The organism is Dermacoccus sp. GAS27A (assembly GCF_044909235.1).
GTDB lineage: Bacteria > Actinomycetota > Actinomycetes > Actinomycetales > Dermatophilaceae > Dermacoccus > Dermacoccus nishinomiyaensis.
Window position 1 is genome coordinate 216,659 of the sequence record NZ_JBIYDW010000002.1, and the last position, 15,560, is coordinate 232,218.

General features: G+C 69.9%; 15 protein-coding genes. 11 read left to right on the forward strand and 4 right to left on the reverse strand.

All coding sequences use genetic code 11. The annotated features are described in order from the left end of the window. Nucleotides 1-95 precede the first annotated feature (95 nt). On the forward strand, nt 96-788 hold the full coding sequence (locus ABH936_RS02975; protein WP_404602592.1) for a Pr6Pr family membrane protein: 693 nt from the start codon (nt 96-98) through the stop codon (nt 786-788). 89 nt (nt 789-877) lie between these two features. On the opposite strand, the gene ABH936_RS02980 is transcribed toward ABH936_RS02975, so the two are convergent. Beyond that, nucleotides 878-2,272, reverse strand: a complete 1,395-nt coding sequence (locus tag ABH936_RS02980) for a purine-cytosine permease family protein (RefSeq protein WP_404602594.1) — start codon at nt 2,270-2,272, stop codon at nt 878-880. A 147-nt stretch (nt 2,273-2,419) separates the two neighbouring features. Here ABH936_RS02980 and ABH936_RS02985 point away from each other — a divergent pair, with 147 nt between their 5' ends. Next, a complete protein-coding gene (locus ABH936_RS02985; RefSeq protein WP_074046604.1) occupies nt 2,420-3,436 on the forward strand; it encodes a CaiB/BaiF CoA-transferase family protein in 1,017 nt (338 codons plus the stop codon). Between the two features lie 79 nt (nt 3,437-3,515). On the opposite strand, the gene ABH936_RS02990 is transcribed toward ABH936_RS02985, so the two are convergent. Continuing rightward, nucleotides 3,516-4,169, reverse strand: coding sequence for a hypothetical protein (locus tag ABH936_RS02990; protein ID WP_404602597.1), 654 nt, complete (start codon nt 4,167-4,169; stop codon nt 3,516-3,518). 131 nt (nt 4,170-4,300) lie between these two features. Between ABH936_RS02990 and ABH936_RS02995 the strand changes: the two genes are divergently transcribed. Together ABH936_RS02995 and ABH936_RS03000 are read left to right on the forward strand one after the other, a co-directional pair. Continuing rightward, nucleotides 4,301-5,383, forward strand: coding sequence for an FAD-dependent monooxygenase (locus tag ABH936_RS02995; RefSeq protein ID WP_074046603.1), 1,083 nt, complete (start codon nt 4,301-4,303; stop codon nt 5,381-5,383). Nucleotides 5,384-5,523: 140 nt separating this feature from the next. Next, on the forward strand, nt 5,524-6,402 hold the full coding sequence (locus ABH936_RS03000; protein WP_074046602.1) for an NAD-dependent epimerase/dehydratase family protein: 879 nt from the start codon (nt 5,524-5,526) through the stop codon (nt 6,400-6,402). A 98-nt stretch (nt 6,403-6,500) separates the two neighbouring features. Here the strand turns inward: ABH936_RS03000 and ABH936_RS03005 are convergent, their stop codons facing one another. Both ABH936_RS03005 and ABH936_RS03010 read right to left on the reverse strand, forming a co-directional pair. Then, a complete protein-coding gene (locus ABH936_RS03005; RefSeq protein WP_143181593.1) occupies nt 6,501-6,827 on the reverse strand; it encodes a hypothetical protein in 327 nt (108 codons plus the stop codon). A 264-nt stretch (nt 6,828-7,091) separates the two neighbouring features. Beyond that, nucleotides 7,092-7,244, reverse strand: coding sequence for a hypothetical protein (locus ABH936_RS03010; protein WP_171969955.1), 153 nt, complete (start codon nt 7,242-7,244; stop codon nt 7,092-7,094). A gap of 194 nt (nt 7,245-7,438) precedes the next feature. On the opposite strand from ABH936_RS03010, the gene ABH936_RS03015 reads away from it, so the two are divergent. The 7 genes from ABH936_RS03015 to ABH936_RS03045 all read left to right on the forward strand — a co-directional run bounded on the left by ABH936_RS03015 (nt 7,439) and on the right by ABH936_RS03045 (nt 15,296). Beyond that, nucleotides 7,439-7,996 carry a hypothetical protein gene (locus ABH936_RS03015; protein WP_074046416.1) on the forward strand — a complete coding sequence of 186 codons (558 nt, stop codon included), beginning with the start codon at nt 7,439-7,441 and terminating at the stop codon, nt 7,994-7,996. 337 nt (nt 7,997-8,333) lie between these two features. After that, on the forward strand, nt 8,334-9,029 hold the full coding sequence (locus tag ABH936_RS03020) for a copper chaperone PCu(A)C (protein ID WP_074046415.1): 696 nt from the start codon (nt 8,334-8,336) through the stop codon (nt 9,027-9,029). 25 nt (nt 9,030-9,054) lie between these two features. Next, nucleotides 9,055-9,642: a copper resistance protein CopC gene (locus ABH936_RS03025; RefSeq protein ID WP_404602601.1), complete on the forward strand. Its 588-nt coding sequence runs from the start codon at nt 9,055-9,057 to the stop codon at nt 9,640-9,642. A gap of 437 nt (nt 9,643-10,079) precedes the next feature. Continuing rightward, nucleotides 10,080-11,111 carry a Dyp-type peroxidase gene (locus tag ABH936_RS03030; protein ID WP_404602603.1) on the forward strand — a complete coding sequence of 344 codons (1,032 nt, stop codon included), beginning with the start codon at nt 10,080-10,082 and terminating at the stop codon, nt 11,109-11,111. A 220-nt stretch (nt 11,112-11,331) separates the two neighbouring features. After that, the gene (locus tag ABH936_RS03035) at nt 11,332-13,077 is read left to right on the forward strand and encodes a pyruvate dehydrogenase (RefSeq protein ID WP_404602641.1); all 1,746 of its coding nucleotides are present in this window, start codon (nt 11,332-11,334) and stop codon (nt 13,075-13,077) included. A gap of 258 nt (nt 13,078-13,335) precedes the next feature. Continuing rightward, nucleotides 13,336-14,658, forward strand: coding sequence for an ABC transporter permease (locus ABH936_RS03040; protein ID WP_144694668.1), 1,323 nt, complete (start codon nt 13,336-13,338; stop codon nt 14,656-14,658). A gap of 116 nt (nt 14,659-14,774) precedes the next feature. Next, complete coding sequence (locus tag ABH936_RS03045) at nt 14,775-15,296, forward strand: 2'-5' RNA ligase family protein (protein WP_144694670.1); 522 nt, start codon at nt 14,775-14,777, stop codon at nt 15,294-15,296. The last annotated feature ends 264 nt before the right edge of the window (nt 15,297-15,560 follow it).

A 15,560-nucleotide genomic window follows, 5' to 3' on the forward strand; every position in this document is an offset into this window, starting at 1 on the left:
CGACGGGCGCAACCTGCTTCGCCGAGCCCCGGGGCCTGACGGCGGTCGCCGCGGGTCCGCGCATCTCGAGCGCGGACCTGTGGCACCCTGATCCGATGACGCTTCGACCCGGCGCCCGTGCGGCGTTCGCCTTCAACGCTGCGCTCGCCTGGATCGGGTTCGTCCTCGTCTGCGTGCTGTCGGCGACCGATCAGTACGCGCACGTGACGCCCGCTCCGCACGAGTACGGCGTGCATCCCGGCGGTTTCGCAGGAGCGCTCTCGCGGTTGTTCGACACGCTCAGCTACTTCACGGTCTGGTCGAACGTCATCGTCGCGATCAGTTGCACGCTCCTCGCGCTGGCCCCGCACGCCGACACGCGGTGGCGGCGCGTCGTCCGCCTCGACGCGCTCATCATGATCACCGTGACGGCCATCGTCTACGCGCTGCTGCTCGCGCCGGGGTCGCACCCGACCGGTTGGGACCTCGTGACGAACCCGTGGCAGCACATCGCCGTGCCGCTCGTCACCGTCATCGTGTGGCTCGTCTGGGGCCCGCGCGGCCGCATCGATCGGCGCACCGTCGCGTCATGCTTCGCCATCCCCGGCGTGTGGATCGTCTACATGCTCGTGCGCGGCGCCGTCGTCGACGCCTACCCGTACCCATTCGTCAACGTGCACGCGCACGGGTACGGCTCGGTGGCCGTGACGCTCGTCGTCATCCTGCTGTTCGGCCTCGTGCTGGCGCTCGCGTTCTGGGGCATCGACCGTCTGCTGACACGTCGCGCGTCCATCCGCTCTCGGCCTTGAGGTCCGAAACGCCGCACTGCAGGGTTTCGGCCCTCAATGTCCGGAACGCTCACGCGGCGCGGACGGGAGCAGCGCCCAGGCGGTGGCGTTCAACGGGACACGCCCTGGGCCGTCGTGTTCGCCTCAGCGCCACGTCGCGTCACCCCGTTGACGACAGCCGTCAGCACGACCGCGGTGAGGAACGACGTCAGGCTCGCGCTCATCCAGCTCGGTGCCGTGAAGTGCAGGGTGCCCGCGACGTCGTGCCACATCCGTGACCACCAGCCGAGTTCGCCCGGGGAGATGAGCTGGTACATCACGAACCCGGCGAACCACGGCAGCAGCATGAGCGGTCGGCCCGGGGCGTCGACCGACGTGTTCCAGCGCCGACGCCCGCCGAACGCGTAGTAGTCGACGAGGAACACCCCGAGCAGGGGCGCGAAAACCGAGCCGATGAGGGAGAGGAACGTCGCGAAACCGTAGATGTCGATGCTCCACGCGAGCACCATCGAGATGATGCCGAGCGCCGTCGAGATGAGGCGACGATCGACGCGCGGCAGCATGTTCTGCGCCGACACGGTCGGCGAGTACACGTCGACGAAGCACGCGTCGATCTCGCGCAGCGTCAGCACCCAGAAACACAGTGTCCCGCCGGTGATGCCGAGGAAGATCGAGAACACCTTGTCACCGTCACCACCGGCAATGACGAGCGCCACCATGCCGATGCAGTACACCGCGATCTGCGTGACGCTGTACCCGACGTAGCTGCCGATGACGGCGGCGCGGTGCGATGTCGAGTGGCGCGCGTAGTCGCCCGCGACGGGCACCCACGACACGCACAGCCCGATGATCGCGTCGACGGCGATCATCCAGCCGTCCCAGCCGTGGCCGTGGTAGGCGGGCAGGTCACGCGTCGCCAATTGCGTTGCGAGATAGACGAGCACGACGATGACGGCCACCGTCACGTACTTGCGCAGCACCTTGACCCAGTGCAACGGGTAGATCGCGAGCGTGATCGTCACGAGCCCGATGACGCCGATGACGGGCCAGCTCGGCACGTCCCAGAGCGTCTTGACGGCGAACGCCGTCGTCACCATCTCGAACGTTCCCCAGCCGACGAGCTGCACCATGTTGAGCACGCTCGGCACGTACGACAGACGCCCACCGAACAGGCCGCGCAGCATCACCATCGACGGCTGCCCCTGCTGCGACGACGCGAGCGCCATCGCCGAGACGCCGGCTGTGCCGACGAGCGTCCCGACGACGAGTGCGCTGAGCGCCGCGCCGACGCCCATGCCCGGCGCGCCCATCGGCTGCAGGACGACGAGCGCGCCCGCGAACGCGAGCAGGCTCATGCCGAGGTTCGCCCACATGCCGAGCTGGTCGAGCAGGCCGAGGTTGCGCGGCGCGTGACCCTCGTCGAGGGTGCGGGGGACGTCGTGGGTGTCGAGCAGGTCGGGGGCGTCCTGCGCGGGGGAGGGCGACGTGGGGGAAGCGGTGCTCACGGGCTGAGTGTCTCCTCGAATCGTGGGACGGGAACATTCCGACCCGATGGAACCTTAGAGGCCGATCGCATCGAGTGGTCGCCGAACTGCGCGTGCGCCTCCTGCGGCGCGCGATGATGGCGTCACCAGCGAAGGTCAGGAGAAGCCATGAAACCCCTCGAGGCAGTGACGGTCGTCGAACTCGCCAGCCTGGCGCCCGCACCGTTCGGCTGCATGATGCTCGCCGATCTCGGCGCTCACGTGACCCGTGTCGAACGTCCAGGTTCGGGTGCGCTCGACGTTCCGACGGCGGCGCTCGACCGGGGCAAGACGACGATCGTGGCCGACCTCAAGACGCCTGACGGACTCGCCGCCGTCCGCGAACTCGCCTCAGCGGCAGACGTTTTCGTCGAGGCCTACCGTCCCGGAGTCGCCGAGCGCCTCGGCGTTGGCCCCGACGACCTGCTCGCTCTCAACCCGCGACTCGTCTACGTGCGCATGACGGGGTGGGGTCAGCACGGCCCGCTCGCGCAGACGGCGGGGCACGACATCAACTACCTCGCGTTGTCGGGGATGCTGTACCCGCTCGCGCGACCCGGTGAGCGTCCGAATCCGCCGACGAACGTGCTCGCCGACTTCGCCGGTGGTGGCATGCTGCTTGCCAATGGCGTCCTCGCGGCCCTCGTCGCACGGGCGACGACGGGCCGGGGGCAGGTGCTCGACGTCGCGATGGTCGACGGCGCGTCGCTGTACTCGACGTTCCTGCGTGGCCTGCACGCCGTGGGGTTGTGGAGCGGCGAACCCGGCACGAACCTGCTCGACGGCGGCGCACCGTTCTACGACACGTACACGTGTGCGGACGGCCGGCACGTCGCCGTCGGAGCGCTCGAACCACAGTTCTTCGCGGCCCTCGTCGACGGGCTCGGCCTCGACGCCACGACGATGCCCGCGCAGACCGACGCCGCGGGATGGTCGCGCTGGCGTGAGGTGCTGACGGCGACGTTCGCGACGAAGACGCGTGACGAGTGGGCGCAGCTGTTCGACGGCACCGATGCGTGCGTCACGCCCGTCCTCACACCCTGGGAAGCACCGCATCACCCGCATGCCGTGGGGCGCGAGGCGTTCGTCGACGTCGACGGCGTGACGATGCCCGCTCCCGCGCCGCGGTTCGGTGGAAGCGACTGAGGGTGCCGGCATCCGAAGACACGGGACCCCGCCGCACCAGGTACGCCGGTGCAGCGGGGTCTCGCGTGGACGGGGGAGGTCAGCCTTCGTTCTGCTTCGACTCGTCCGTCGTCTCGTCGATCTTGATGCCCTGCTGCTGCGAGCCGGACATGATCTGTGACAGCGCCGTGTTGGCGGCCATGATCGAGGCGAAGTTGCCCGAGGTGAGGTCGCCCTTCATGTTCTTGACGCTCTCGACGGCGGTGCCGAGCGGCTGCGCGATCGTCTTGCACAGCGTCGGGTTGGCCTGGGCGTTCTTGACGGCGTTGTCGAGCAGCTTGAGGTCGAGTGCGGCGGTCGCGCCACCCTTGATCAGGGCCTTCGTGCGGCCGTCGGCGCCCTTCTGGAACGTGCCGGCCTTGTAGGGCTTCCACAGGTAGCGGTGGAATGTGCCGGCCGTCAGGCCGATGTCCGTCGCGAAGCGCGTCTTGGCGAACTTGCGCGTGTTCTCGGTCGGGCAGTCGATCGGCTTGGCGCTCGACGAGGACGACGCGGACGACGATGCCTCGCCCGAGCCGCTGGCGCTCGAGTTGGAGCTGGCGTCGCCGGAGACGGAGGACGTCGCGCTCGCGGCTGCGCCGGAGGCGGCGCTCGTCGCGGAGGAGGCGGAGTTGGACGAGTCCGAGCCGCACGCTGTGAGAGCGGTGAGCGACAGGGCCGCGACGGTGTCGGTGGTGGTGCGAGTGAAACGCATCGGTGTTCCTTTCGGCGGGGATGTCGTAGGGGCAGACGCATGGAAAATCTATAGGTTGCGTCCAGGTGGGTGTGATCCCCGTCCCTGGATCCCCGTCCCTCGACACATGCCGGGGTCCTACGCTGGGAGACATGGTGGTTCGTCGCGTGGCCGTCGTCGGCGGTGGAGTCGCAGGACTGACGTTGGCAGCGGCGCTCGACCCGGCGCGTTTCGACGTCACCGTCCATGAGGCGCAACCCGATCGTCGGACGGGCGCGGCCCTCGGGTTGTGGCCTGACGCTCTGCGCGCGCTTGCAGAGCTGGGGGTGCAGCTCGGCGGCGGGCACGGTGTGAGCGGCGCTGCGCCCGGTAGGGCCCGCGGAGTCGGTGTGTCATCTGGAGTTGGAGTGGTTCGCAGGTGCGAGCGAGTCGACCTGCACACGATGACGGGGCGACGGCTGTTGCGGGCGCCCGCGCCACCCGTCGCGCAGGTTCGGCGCGAGCATCTCATGGTGGCGTTGCGGGCGGTGGCGCCCGCGCCCGTCGCGCATCGCGTCGACGATCCTCGCGAACTGGACGCCGACGTCGTCGTCGGTGCCGACGGCGTGCGCTCGCGGGTGAGGGGCATCGTCGACCCTCGGCGTGCCGAACGACGTGCGACGCCCTGGGTTACGTTGCGCGGTATCGCGCCCGCGCTCGAGGGTCTGGACGGAACGAACCCGTTTGCACGCGAGTTCTGGGGTGCGGGAAGGCTTTTCGGCGACGCTCCGGTGAGCGGTGGCAGGTATTGGTTCACCGCGCACGCGATGGCGTCGGCGCAGGGCGACACGTCCGATCACGGGGTCGGCGTGATGCGTGGGGCGTATGCGCCGGAGCAGCTCGACGTCATGGCGGTCGTCGACGAGGCGAGACGACGTTTCGCGGGTGCGGCACCCACCGTCCGGGCAGCGCTGGCCGCAGCCGACGACACGACCGTCGCGACGCGGTTGTGGGTCGCCCCGCCGATGCGTCGCTATGTGCAGGGCCGCTTCGTCGTCATCGGTGACGCGGCGCACGGGTCGCTGCCGAACCTCGCGCGTGGCGCGAGCGACGCCATCATCGACGCAGTGACGCTCGCCCGGGTGCTGAACGCCGACGGCGGCCTGGGCCGCTGGCAGCGTCGGCGATGGCCGGTGACGCAGGCCGCGCGGCTGGGCGCGTCGGCCGTCATGGCCGCCGCGACGGGCTGGGGGTAGCCCCTCCCCTCCTGCGCCCAAATGCGCCGGGTGCACTTGGGCGCAGGAGGTGTTTGAGTTGGGCCACCCCATCTGCGTCCAGATGCACCCGGGTGCACTTGCACGCAGATCGTCGGGGCAGAGACGTGCAGGATGGGGGCATGGCTACTTCTCTCTTGTTCGGCGCCGGCGATCTGGGCACGCAGATCGGGTTCGACCTGGCGCGCGCGGGCGATGACGTCGTCGCGCTGCGACGCCACGCCGATCGCGTGCCCGAGCCGCTGACGGGCATCTCCTGCGACCTCGGCGCGGGCGTCGACGCGGTGCGCGCGGCGCTCGAACCGTTGACGAAGCGCGGCGGCTGGGAGCGTGGGCCGCAACGTGTCGTCGTCTGCCTCACGCCCGACGCGCGCGACGAGGAGGCCTATCGGGCGACGTTCGTCGAGGCCACGGGTACTGCGCTCGCGGCGATCGCCGCGCTGGGTTGGGCGCCCGAGCGGGCCCTGTTCGTGTCGTCGACGGCGGTCTGCTCGTCCGGCGGTCTCGTCGACGAGAACACGCCGCCCGCTCCGCAGACGCCGACGGCCCGTGTGCTCGCCGGGGCCGAACAGCTTTTTCTCGCAGCGCTTCCCGCGTCGACGCGGGGCATCGTCGTGCGCCCGAGCGGCATCTACGGCCCGGGTCGCGAATGGTTCGTCAACCGGGTGAGCGAGGGCGACGTCGGCGATCCGTCACGGACGACGCATCGCGTGCATCGTGACGATCTGGCGCGCGCGATCACGCACCTGCTGACGATGACGGCGGAGCCCGACGCGCTGTATCTCGTCACCGATGACGCGCCCGCGTCGGCGGGTGAGGTTGCCAGGTACCTGGCCGAACGCCTGGATGCCGACGCCGACCCGTCGTGGCGCGGGGAGTGGAGTGCGAGCCGTCGACTCGACAACTCGCGACTGCGGCGCACGGGGTTCGCGTTCGACTTCCCGACGTATCGCGAGGGCTACGCCGCCGTGCTGGACGGCGACGGCGTGCGTCATTCGTGACTCGCGCGACGCGTCATGCCTGAGTCATCTGCGCAGCGCGTCATCCTGACGCGGTCGGCGGCGACGCGAGAGAAGCGGTGCGGCTGTGAGCGACGCCGTCAGCGGCGTATGGCGCCGATGATCGGTGAGTGGCTCCGGGGGGCTGCGGCGCGCCGTCGGCGGACAAGAGCCATGACGTGCCCGGCGCCGAGGAAGGTGATGCCGATGACGCTGAGCACGACGAGCGCGTAGGAGATGATCCGGTTGCACACGCCGATCTGAGTCGGCGCGCCCCAGGCGTACCAGTGCCCGGTTTCGGCGTAGGTGTACGTCTTGTACGCGAGAGCCCACAGGACGAAGGGGGCGCTGAAGAGGGCGCCTGCCGCGATGATGGACGCGCCCACGTGACGCAACCACCGATCGACGCCTGGTGTGAAGGACGCCATGCTGACCATCTCCTGTGTCGGAGCTCACGTAAAGGGGGCGCGTCTTTCGGATGAACAGCTTCACCCTTTGGGTCATTTTTTCCCTTAGGGCCGGTAGGTTGGGGCGGACAAGGGGCTGTTTTTCGGCATGACGCGGCATGCTGCCTCGGTTCGAAGAGCTGCCGGGGGAGGCTGGCGGGCAACGGCCGCAGACGACGATGGCGGGCGGTGGGGGGTGCGCCCTTCGTCAGGTATGCGCCGCCGGGCCGGTGGGCGGAAGAGGGGTCAGCGTGCCACGTCGAACACCGCGAAGTTGATGCCGTTGGCGAACTGTTGGCTCTCGCCGAGCGTCAGGCGCGTCTTGATGCCGTCATCGGCGAACAGCCGCTTGCCGCCGCTAGCGGCGATGACGGCCATGTCGCGGGTGCGCCATACCACGTTCGCATCTGCCCAGCATGGAAATGGGCATCGTCGAGAGGTGTGGCCGAAGCGAAGACTTGTGCACGCTTCACGCCCGAGGGGGCACGCATCTGGGGTGGGCGGTGAGCATGCCCGCACGCCGAGGACGCGGTGTACCCGGCCTCACCGCGTGGCTGGGCGGGCGCGCTGGGTGCTGCTCGTAGACTGACTGGGTGGAGCTCGGGCAGAAACAGCAGGTGCGCTGGGTGCGCAGCCTGCTCGTCGCTGCCCTGACGGCGTGCTCGGCGGGCGCCGCGCACGTCGCCGGTGGCGGGCATCGCGCACCGGTGCTGCTCCTCATCAGCCTGACGGTCATCGGCACGCCGATCATGCACGCGGTGAGCACGCGACGCTGGAGTTTCGCGCAGCTCGTCGGCGTCATGGCCGTCGCGCAGCTCGCGCTGCACGCGGCGATGTCGACGCTCATGCCCGCCTCCATGACGATGCCGCACCACGCGAGCGCCGCCGACGTCAGCGCCGACGGCACGAGCGCGACGATGGCCGCGAGCCACATCGGCATGACATGGCTGTTCGCCGCGCTCCTCGCGTACGGCGAGAGGGCGCTCGCCTGGACGATCCGCGTCCTCGTGCCGCAGATTCAGCTCGCGCCGTTCGGTGAATTTCCGACGGCCTGCACGGTGTTCGACGACATTCGTGCGCCCCGCCTGGTGACGCTGCACGCCCCGCGGGCCAGCCGCGCCCCACCGGTGAGTTTCGTTCTCTCGCACTGATCCTCGGGATCTTTTCCCTCTCTCACGGGCCTGGCCATCAGGGCTGTCGACATGCGCCTCACTGCTGTCGACCGAGCGTCCGCATCGTGCCGGTGCGGTGAGCCCTGGTGTCAGGGGGCCTGACGAGCGCACGACGGCATGAGCAGCCCGTGGCCGCGCGCCACGTCGGCGTCACCCCGTCGCGCATCGAGCGGCCCGGGCGCCCCGCGCGTCCTGCGTTTTCCGGCAGCCGTGAAATCACCGCAGCGTTCGTCGCATCCATCGGCGACGCCACCGACTCCCCAGGCCGTGAGAGCCGCCGCGACGCCACGTCGCACCCAGAACGAAAGACCTCACCATGAACATGACCATCACGTCCGCCACCCGCCGCACCCGCCGCCTGACGGCCGTCGCCCTTCTGACGCTCGCCACGCCGGCAGCGCTCACCGCCTGCTCGTCGGACGATTCGGGCACCTCGGGAGACTCCAAGAGCGCCGCATCGTCGGCGCCGGTCACGTCGACGTCAGCCACGTCGAGCGCCGACGCCACGATGGCGTCGCGCATCACGCCGTCAGACACCTGGGCGAAGGCCGCCGATTCGGGCATGAGCGCCGCGTTCGGCACGCTGAAGAACACCGGGACGAAGCCCATCGTCGTCACCGGCGCTCGCGGTGACGCCGGGCCGGTGCAGTTGCACGTCACGCAGAAGACCGCGACGGGCATGGAGATGAAGGAGACGAAGTCCTTCACCGTGCCCGCCGGCGGCTCGCTCGAGCTCAAGCCGGGCAGCAGCCACCTCATGTTCATGAATCTCTCGCACGCGCTCAAGGCAGGCGAGACGCAGAAGCTCACCGTGACGTTCGAGGACGGCTCGCACACCGACGTCAGCTTCCCCGTACGCGCCTATGACGGTGCGAAGGAGAAGTACGCGGGCTCCGGCCACGCGCAGCACTCGTCGGAAGCGAGCCACTCCGGCGACGCCCACTCGAGCGGCATGGGTTCGCACTCGGCCGGCTCGACCATGCCCGGCATGTCGACCACCCCCTCCCACTGACCTGACGGCCCGAAAGGCTCCCACGATGAAGAAGACCTACGCCGCCCTCGCGCTCGCCACGACGATCGCGTTCGCGCCCGCCGCATCCGCCCACGACGAACTGACCGGCACGACGCCGAACAACGGCGCGACGGTGACGAGCGCGCCGTCATCGCTCGAGCTGACGTTCGCCGAGAAGCCGCTCGCCGTCGGCAACCAGATCTCCGTCAAGGCACCGGACGGGTCGACGTCGAAGGCCACGCCGAAGGTCGACGGCAGCACCGTCAGCGCCCCGTTCGCCGGCCACGGTGACGGCGCATACACCGTGACGTGGCGCGTCGTCTCCAGCGACGGCCACCCCATCAGCGGGTCGTACACGTTCACGCTGAAGGGCGGCACTGCAAGCACTGCGGCGCCGTCGACGGGGGCGTCGTCCTCGGGCGGCGCCGCGTCGCCGTCACCGCGCGCGACGGCCACGACGACGTTCGACTCGCCCGCTCCGTCACCTGCCGCGGAAGCGCACGAGGACGCTGACGGCAGCGCCGCGTGGAGCGTCATCGCCGCGGTGGCGGGTGTCGTCGTGGTGGTCGGCATCGGAGTCGCGCTCATGGCGCGGCGCCGTCGCGGCCAGTGAGCCTTCGCCGTCAGCATCGTGACGATGCGCGGGGTGCCTCGACAGAGGTGCCCCGCGCGGGCCGCGGTCAGGACGAGGAGGGGTCAGGTGATGGTCCGTCACGCGTGGATCCGCAGTGCCCAGCCGGCCCGGCGGCGGCGACGGCCGGGGTGGCGCGCGAAGGTGGACGAAAATCGCAGAAGGGGACAGGAATCGCCGACGGGGGCAGGGCCTCGCGGCGGGGAGTGATCGCCGGGTCGTTCGCGAGCCTCGGTGCCGTTGCGCTCGCGGCGTGCGATCGCGCGGGGTCGGGCGCGTCGGCGTCAGGGGCTGGGCCAGGTTCCGCGGCGGTAGGTTCGGGATCCTCGAGTGCCTCGACCCCTCAGCGCGCACGTGCCAGCGCGTCGGCGCATCCGGCGCGCTGGCAGGTGCCGAGCGGTGCGCCGCGTCAGTCGGGTGTGACGACGCAGCCCGGCACGCACGCGCACTGGCTTGGCCTCGACCTCGCGCGCGATGCGACGAAGGACGACCTGCGTCGCGCGCTCGTCGTCGTCGACGACACCGCGTCGCGCTTCGTCGCGGGGTCGACGCCGCTGCCCGACGTCGCGCATGAACTCGCGTTCGATGCCGGCGGCGTCGCGATCGCCGTCGGCCTCGGGCCGCGCGTGTTCACGCTGCGCGGCGTGCGGGCGAAGGCTCCGTCGTGGCTCGCGCCGATCGCCACGATGCCGATCGATCGGTTCGAGAAGCCTTGGGATCAGACGGATCTCGTCATCCAGATCGACGCGGCCAACCCCGTCGGGGTGAGTCACGCGGCGACGCAACTCGTCAGCGCGCTCAAGGGCATCGCGACGCCGCGCTGGCAGCAGCGCGGTTTCCACGCCGGCGCGCGCCCGAGCGATGCAGGTGTCACGCGCAACCTGTTCGGCCAGCTCGACGGGCAGGAGCAGCCGAACGTCGACGGCAACGAGGCCGACCGCGTGTGGAACGCCGCCACCACCGACGCGCCGTGGATGGAGGGCGTCACCAGCATGGTGATCCGCCGTATCCGCATGGACGTCGACGTGTGGCAGACGCTCGATCGTGCCTCCCAGGAGAACGCGATCGGCAGGCGGCTGACGAACGGTGCCCCGCTGACGGGCGCGTCACCGCACGACCCGATCGACTTGGAGAAGACCGACGAGCTCGGCCTCAGCGTCATCAACCCGGCGGCGCACGTGCCGCGGGCGCGGCCGGCGAAGACGGGGGAGCGCATCCTGCGCCGCCCCTACAACTACGAGGACGCGCGCGCCGACGGCACGAGCGACCGCGGGTTGATCTTCGTCGCGTTCTGCGCCGACGTGGCCGCGCAGTTCGTGCCGATCCAGCGCCGCCTCGCCGAGGCCGACCTCCTCAACACCTGGACGACGCCCATAGGCTCCGGTGTGTACCTGCTGCCGAGCGCCCCGCGGCCCGGAAAATACCTGGGCCAGAACATCGTCGAGGCGTGACGCGCGGCGTGCACCTTGTCGGCAGGGTGCCTGCGAATGCCTCTTTCGTCACGTCGAGGGGTGCCGCGAGGTGTCGAAAGCCGCGGAATGACGGGGTTGTCGGTGGCGGATGCCAGACTTCACATCGCAGCCTCGTTGACGGGATCTGCCGCGCGTACTTGACTGGAATCAAAACGTGTTCACGAACGAGGCGGCAGGTGCCGCCGGAGGAGTCAGCTCGATGAAGCTCGCCGATCAGATCGTCTCCCAGCTCCAGGCCGCCGGTGTGCGCCGCATCTACGGCATCGTCGGAGACAGCCTCAACCCCATCGTCGACGCCGTGCGCCGCACCGGCGGCAGCGCGAAGGGCGGCATCGACTGGATCCACGTGCGCCACGAGGAGGTCGCCGCCTTCGCCGCGTCCGCCGACGCGCAGGTGACGGGCGAACTCGCCGTCTGCGCGGGCTCCTGCGGCCCGGGCAACCTGCACCTCATCAATGGCCTCTACGACGCGAACCGCTCCGGCGCGCCCGTGCTCGCCATCGCGAGCCACATCCCGAGCGCGCAGATCGGGCAGGACTACTTCCAGGAGACCCACCCCGACCGTCTCTTCACCGAGTGCAGCGTCTACTCCGAGCTCATCTCGACGCCCGTGCAGAGCCCCCGCGTCGTGCAGGCGGCGATCCAGCACGCCGTCACGCTCAAGGGTGTCTCCGTCATCACGCTGCCCGGTGACATCGCCGACGAGCCCGCCACCTCCGACGTGACGCCCGTCGCCGTGCCCGAGCCGGGCGTGCTCGTGCCGCCGGCCGGAGTCGTCGAGAAGCTTGCCGCCGAGATCAACGCGGCGGAGAAGGTCGCCATCTTCGCCGGCGCCGGTGCCGCCGGGGCACACGACGAGCTCATGCGGCTCGCGAGCAAGGCCAAGGCGCCCGTCGGGCACTCGCTGCGCGGCAAGGACTTCGTGCAGTACGACAACCCGTTCGACGTCGGTATGACGGGCCTGCTCGGCTACGGCGCCGCCGCCGAGGGCATCGAGGACGCCGACCTCATGATCATGGTTGGCACCGACTTCCCGTACGACCAGTTCCTGCCCGACACGCGCACCGTGCAGATCGATGCGCGCGCCGAGGTGCTCGGTCGCCGCACGGCCGTCGACCTGCCGATCCAGGGCGACGTCAAGGCGACTCTCGACGCCGTGCTGCCGCTCGTCGAGGAGAAGAAGAACTCGAAGTTCCTCGACAAGACGCTCAAGAAGCACGAGAAGCTCATGGACAAGGCGGTGGGCGCCTACACCCGCAAGGTGGAGAAGCACACCCCCATCCACCCCGAGTACGCCGCGTCGCTGCTCAACGAGGCCCTCGCGGACGACGCGATCGTCACCGCCGACACGGGCATGTGCAACGTGTGGTCCGCGCGCTACATCCAGCCGACGGGCCACAGCCGCCTCATCGGCTCGATGCTGCACGGCTCGATGGCCAACGCGCTGCCACAGGCCATCGGCGCCCAGTTCGCGCACCCCGACCGCCAGGTCGTCGCGATGTGCGGTGACGGCGGCCTGTCGATGCTCATGGGCGACATGCTGACGGCACGCGCCTACGACCTGCCGCTGACGCTCGCCGTGTTCAACAACTCGACGCTCGGCATGGTCAAGCTCGAGATGCTCGTCGACAAGCTGCCCGACTTCGGCGTCGACGTGCCCGAGGTCAACTACGCCACCATCGCTCAGGCGATGGGGTGGCACGCCATCCGCGTCGAGAACCCGAAGGACCTCGAGAAGGCGTACGCCGAGGCGCTCTCTCACAAGGGTCCGAGCCTCGTCGACATCGTCACCGACCCGATGGCACTGTCGATCCCGCCGAAGATCACGAGCGACCAGGTGTTCGGGTTCGCGACGGCCATGTCGCGCATCGTGCTCAACGGCGGTGCCGGCGAAGCCGTCGCGATGGGCCGCTCCAACCTGCGCAACATCCCGCGTAGCTGGTGACGGCGCTCCTCGCCGCCGGCTGAGGCGGGCGGCGAGGCCGGGGGACGAGAGCGGTCGCGTCCTGTTGTGGCGCGCCGCAGGCGTGAGTGCCAAGCGAAATCTGCCTGGGTTCTGCGATTTCCTCCGGCGGCACTACAGGTGTAGTGTGACTCGACGGGGCCTGGGGAAGTACGGTTGAACCACGGCCCGGCAGCTCGCCGCGACGCGAGCGGCCGGCCCCCACGAAACCGCCCGCATCCCGTCCTTCGGAGGAAGCCCATGGCGCAGCGTCTCGACGAGTCTGCTCCTGCACAGACCACCGCTCGCGAGCAGATCCGTCAGTTCGCCCCCCGCCTCATCGTGCTCGCGCTCATGTGCGTGCTCGTGCAGGGCCTCATGGGGCTGTCGTACATGGGTGCCTTCGGCAAGCCGAAGGCGAAGAAGGCGCCGTTCATCGTCGTCAGCCACACCGAGGGCAACGCCGGCTACATCGCGAACAAGCTCAACGCCATCGACGGTCAGCCCGTGCTTGCGACGATCAGCACCGACGAGAAGGCCGCCATCGAGCAGGTGAAGAAGGACAAGGCCGTCGGCGTCTACGTCTTCAACCCGAGCAGGACGGAGAAGAACCCGAAGGACACGCTCTACTACGCCTCGGCTCAAGGGGCCTCGCGCGCTCAGGTGGCGCAGACCGTCGCGACGAAGACGTCACAGAACGCGAAGCGCGGCCTCGTCACGCACGACGTCGTCAAGGCTGCGCCCGACGACGCCCGCGGAACCGCCGCGTTCTATCTCGTCCTCGCCTGGATGGTCGGCGCCTACCTGCTTCCCGCGTCGATGACGACCGTCGTCGGCAACCGCTCGCACACCGCCATCGGGGCGCGGATGCGTCTGCTGCTGTTCGCCGGGTACGCGGTGCTCTCGGGCATCGTCGGCACCTTGGTGGCGCAGTACGTGCTCGACGCGCTGCCCGGCCCGTTCTGGAAGATGTCCGCCATGGGCATGGCGCTCGTCTTCGCCGTCAGCACGTTCACGTTCGGCCTGACGTCGGCATTCGGTTCGCTCGGCGTGGGCCTCGCGATCCTGCTGTTCGTCATCCTCGGCAACCCCTCCGCCGGCGGTGCGTTCGCCTACGACGTACTGCCCGAGCCGTGGCGCTCGGTCGGCCCGTACCTGCCGAACGGCGCGGGGGTCGACGCCGTGCGCTCGATCGCCTACTTCGGCGGCGTCGACCTCACCCGCCCCCTGTGGGTCGTGGCGGTCTGGGGCGTTATCGGCCTGTGGATCCTGTTCATGATCGGCAACAACACCTACCGCTTCGCCCCGGGCGGCGTCGACGCGAGTGACGACGACGGCGTCGGCGCCGTCGGCGAGTTCGTCGAGCATCAACTCGGCCACCACCCGCCGCACAGGCAGGAGGGCGGGCGGGGGCCCGGCTGCGAGCGCGAGTCGCGGGAGCGGGCGTCTGAGGCCGCCTCGAACGATGACGTCGACGGCCGCGGCGACGGCGGCGACCGCACCGCGGAGCTTCCCCTGCGGCGCGACCGCCGCGAGCGTCACGACACCGCCGACCATCCCGGCGACGGCGACGCGCCGGCCTGACCGTCGCCGATCACAGGCCTGACGGGGCCCTGAGCGTCGTACAGAAACCACCCCTGGGGCTCAACCGAGCACCTAGGGGTGGTTTCTTCATCCTCTGACCTCGGTAGCGTCGCGTCGTGGCCGATTGTGCGCTCGAGTTGAGCTTCGACGAGCGCAGCGCCACCGCCGTCGAGGAACAGTGGCGGGCGCTGCGATTGCTCGGCGTGCCGTCGCAACTCGACCACCGTGGCATGACGAACGCGCCGCACCTGTCGCTCGTCGTCGCATCTGCGATCCCCGACGACGTGGTCGCCCGCGCCCGCGAGTTCTTCTCCGCCGCATTGCCGATCCGTCTCGACGTGCGCGGCCTCATCACGTTCGGCACGGGCTCACGGGTGACGCTCGCGCACCTCGCCGAGCCGCCCCGTGCCGTCGTCGATGAGGTGACGGCGCTGCGTCAGGCGTCACCCCTCGTCCGCCACCCGGTGTGGACGCCGCACGTGACGCTCGGTCGGCGCATCCCGCGCGATCGACTCGGGGAGGCCATGGCCGCCGTCGACGCCCGCGGTGGTGAACCGGCGCCTGACGTCCTCGTCGCCGACCGTCTGCGGTGGTGGGATCCCGCGACCGCGACGATCGATGTCCTCGCCCAGGCCTGACGCCACCCCCGTCTGTCAAAGTCACCGACACTGACCGAGAACGCGTCTACGACGGTGACAACGATCGGAAGCCGCTCGAGCTCGACATCACCCTCGCCGACGGCCGCGTCCTCACTGACGTATCGGGCAACGACGGCTGACGCCTGACGGTGAGGACTCCATCATCTGAGCCGACTGCGCCTGATCATCGCCCAGGAGCGCGTCATCCTCGAGGCGTTTCCGGGCGATGATCCGCGGCTCTCGGTCCGTGGCAGGCGGCTGCTC

Coding starts and splice junctions, on each gene's coding strand:
- ABH936_RS02975 (WP_404602592.1), top strand. CDS start 96: ATGACGCTTCGACCCGGCGCCCGTGCGGCGTTCGCCTTCAACGCTGCG.
- ABH936_RS02985 (WP_074046604.1), top strand. CDS start 2,420: ATGAAACCCCTCGAGGCAGTGACGGTCGTCGAACTCGCCAGCCTGGCG.
- ABH936_RS02990 (WP_404602597.1), bottom strand. CDS start 4,169: ATGCGTTTCACTCGCACCACCACCGACACCGTCGCGGCCCTGTCGCTC.
- ABH936_RS02995 (WP_074046603.1), top strand. CDS start 4,301: ATGGTGGTTCGTCGCGTGGCCGTCGTCGGCGGTGGAGTCGCAGGACTG.
- ABH936_RS03000 (WP_074046602.1), top strand. CDS start 5,524: ATGGCTACTTCTCTCTTGTTCGGCGCCGGCGATCTGGGCACGCAGATC.
- ABH936_RS03005 (WP_143181593.1), bottom strand. CDS start 6,827: ATGGCGTCCTTCACACCAGGCGTCGATCGGTGGTTGCGTCACGTGGGC.
- ABH936_RS03020 (WP_074046415.1), top strand. CDS start 8,334: ATGAACATGACCATCACGTCCGCCACCCGCCGCACCCGCCGCCTGACG.
- ABH936_RS03025 (WP_404602601.1), top strand. CDS start 9,055: ATGAAGAAGACCTACGCCGCCCTCGCGCTCGCCACGACGATCGCGTTC.
- ABH936_RS03035 (WP_404602641.1), top strand. CDS start 11,332: ATGAAGCTCGCCGATCAGATCGTCTCCCAGCTCCAGGCCGCCGGTGTG.
- ABH936_RS03040 (WP_144694668.1), top strand. CDS start 13,336: ATGGCGCAGCGTCTCGACGAGTCTGCTCCTGCACAGACCACCGCTCGC.